Consider the following 3190-nt stretch of genomic DNA (forward strand, 5'->3'; position numbering starts at 1 on the left):
CTTGTACGACGGCGACGCGACCGACACGAACAAGCCCTCCCCAGGCACCATCAACCCGAAGATCATCCCACTCCGTCAGCCAACGTGACAGCACCCTTGTCAGGGCGCCGGCCCGGTCTGCGACGCGCCAGCAGCCTCGGCCCGAACGGGTAGAGCGGCTTGCCCGCTGCTCGCTGCTTCCTCACCTTCCCCGAGCTCGGTGCCGCCGGGCATGCTCGGCCGGCGTGGTGCCGGCAGGCCGGTGGCCAGGCCCTCGAGTACGGCCGCGCTGCCGGGCGCGGTAATGGGGCTCTTGCGGCCCCGCCGTTTCGCTGGCGCCTCGGCCGAGCCACGAATACGGCGCAGCAACTGGTCGAGGGCGTCGGCGAGGTCGGCTTCGTGCTGCTCACGCTCCCCGCGCTGCTCGACCTCACCGCGGATGTGGCGCCACATCTGCTCGTTGAAGGGCTCGTGGACGTGGTCGCGGTGGATCCACGGGATCTCGTGGAGCTGTCCGTCGCTCAGACGGACCCAGATCTGGCGGGCGTCGTGGGGGTTGTGGTGAACCTCCCACTTGCCGTCCCTTGCCACGGCATCGGAGCGCCGGCCGCGATGAGGGTCAAGGACTTCGTGGTCGTAGGTGCGGTAGTCGATACGGATGCCGCGTTCGGTGATGGGCTGCCAGCGCACCGGGAGCAGCTCCAGCCAGTCGGCACCGGTCAGAGGCACGGGCACGTACCCGCACAGGGCGATCAGGGCGGCCCACATCTGGTTCGGGGTGAGCGACGTCTTCGGCAGCACCGGGTGCCGCAGGCCCTCGTGAGGGCGGTTCTGCCACCCGCAGACGATCCACTCATCGAGGAAGTCCTGCAGCTGCGGGATCGTCCAGCATGCTTCAGTCTCTGTGTTCGTGCCCCGCCGCAGCGGGTTGGACCCGGTGTGGCCGGCCACGTGCTGGCAGAACAGGTCGTTGATCGATCCGAAGGTCCGCTCCACCACGCCCTTGGCCTGCGGCCGCCGCGGCGGGGCCGGCTGCACGCTCACCCCGAGCGTTTCGCACGCGGCGACGAAGCTCTCGGAGACGTAGATCTTCCCGCGGTCGACGACGATCGTCTCCGGCACGATCACCGGACGCCCCGCCGCGCCTTCCAGCCGCTCGTCCAGCGACAGCATCCGCGCGTACGGCACCTGTGCCCGCGACAACTGCAGCACCGCAGGCCAACCAGGCCTCGCCGGATGGGGCACCGCCATCTCGGCCAGCAGAAGCGCTGCGTCCACGGCCTTCGTACCGTGCGGGCGCAGCACCGCGGCCAGGATCGAGCGTGTCGCCACATCAACAGCGATGGTCAGCTCAGGCCGTCCCAGACTGCCGTCTTCCAGTACGGCCATGATGTCCAGTCGGGTGGTGTCGATCTGCACCTGCTCCCCGGGCCGCAGCACCACAGGCGCCGCAGACCCCCGACCCGGCGCGGTAGCAGTCCGCGCACCGTATCCCAGCCGATCGGCCGGATCAGCCAGCACACCCACCAGCCGGTAGAACGAAGACCGCGACGGCATCTCCACCACCCCGCGCCCGTGCGTCTCCTCCAGGATCTGCCCGACCAGCACCTGCAGCCCCTTCACCGTCCCCTTCGACCGCCCCCGCTGCCGGCGCAGCGCCTCCAGCACCGCGGCCACGACCCGCTCGTCGGCGTAACCCGTCGGCCGACGGCCACGCACCGCCACCGTGCGCTTGTCGACCAGACCCCACAGCCCCTGCCTGCGATACACGAGCCGCATCTTCTGCACCGTCGCACGCGTCACCTGCGTAAAGCCGAGCGCCGTCATCTCCCTTGCCTTGGCCGCCTCCCGCTGCGCCAGCGTCCACCGCTCCGGGTCGTACTCCTCCCGCATCGCCTGCCCCGCGCGACTGCCCTCAGGATGCGGCCATCCCGTCTCGACCTCCCGGATGTGCGGCAGCCACGCCAACGCCCGCTGCTGCGCCGCCAGCGGCACCGTCTCGAACAGCCCCCACTGCGGCACTGCGTCCGGTGCCCGCGCGCCCACCACCTCAAAGCCCGGACCGGCGAACAACCGGCTCAGCAGCAACGACACATCCGCGCCGTCCTCACCCACCAGATGCACCCGCTGCCCCTGCAGAGCAGCCACCTGAAACGTCTGCCCCCGATAGGCGACGTGCGCCCCGACCTCCACCACCGGACGCCGACCCGCCTCTTTGCGACCACCCACCGCGCTCACGCCCTTCCCAGCATGCCGATCCCTGCTGCCCGTCCATGCTCAGGTCCACCACCAGCGGGCACGCAGACCAGGGATCCGCCATGCAGCAGCTCATCGAGTCCCGTCACCAACTGCCCGGACCACAAGGCGTGATAGACAGCCGGCAGAACCCCAAGCACGTCACCCACCGCCTCCGCTCCCTCGACCAGCGGCCGCGGCACACAGAACGCCCCTGCCAGCGCAGCCTGCAGCCCATCCGCCCCCCTGTACCGGGGATGGCGATAGCCCGCCAGCCACCGCAGATTCGCCGCCATCACCGCAGACAGCGGCTCCAACCGCCGGTACACCCACCCCACCCGCGCACACTCCGCCTCCAACACCACCCCCGCCCGCCGCGCCCTAACCCCGCCCGCACCCGATACGGACGGGCAGTCGGCGAACAGCCCGCTGCCGTCGATGTACCGGGCAAACAACTGTGGGACCCACGAGCGCACCCGACCGTCCGTCTCGTCCCGCCATACGAACCGGGCAGGCCGCCCGGCCAAGCCGATGACATCCGGATCCCGGTCCAGCAGCATCAGCTGCGTGCGCATCGCGGCCGAACCGTGCACCACATGCCGCCCGGTGGTCGCCGACCACCACCAGCCCGGACCCCACCTACGCCCCGGCACCACCGGAAACGCCGATACCGGCGCCAGTTCCTCGAACTGCACCGATGCGACCGCCTGCTCCCAGGGCAGCTGGGTCATCTGCCCAGCAAGACTGCTGAAAGCAACCTCCATGTCCGAACCGTCCCCTTCCCGGACCGAGCGTCGAGCACGACATCTGCCCCCCCGCGTCTTCCCGTCGGACAGCCAAGGGCGTACCGGCCACGCGTATCGCACGAACACAGCCCGTCCCACTCAAAAAGGTGATTCTCAGTGGAAGTACGGACCGCCACACCACTGCCCATACTGGGCCGTAGCGGCCCGCACTGTGCGGGAGGATGAGACGT

Annotated in this window: 2 protein-coding genes; both read right to left on the reverse strand. The window is 70.1% G+C overall.

Translation table 11 applies throughout. The annotated features are described in order from the left end of the window. Positions 1-99: 99 nt before the first annotated feature. On the reverse strand, positions 100-2208 hold the full coding sequence (locus ACWCXX_RS41040; RefSeq protein ID WP_451136385.1) for a transposase: 2109 nt from the start codon (positions 2206-2208) through the stop codon (positions 100-102). A gap of 5 nt (positions 2209-2213) precedes the next feature. After that, on the reverse strand, positions 2214-2978 hold the full coding sequence (locus tag ACWCXX_RS41045; RefSeq protein ID WP_451136383.1) for a TnsA-like heteromeric transposase endonuclease subunit: 765 nt from the start codon (positions 2976-2978) through the stop codon (positions 2214-2216). Positions 2979-3190 lie beyond the last annotated feature (212 nt).

The sequence above is a fragment of the Streptomyces sp. NPDC001732 genome (assembly GCF_053596315.1).

Bases quoted from the DNA above. Each gene is read 5' to 3' on its own strand.
- ACWCXX_RS41045 (WP_451136383.1), bottom strand. From the start codon at position 2,978: ATGGAGGTTGCTTTCAGCAGTCTTGCTGGGCAGATGACCCAGCTGCCC.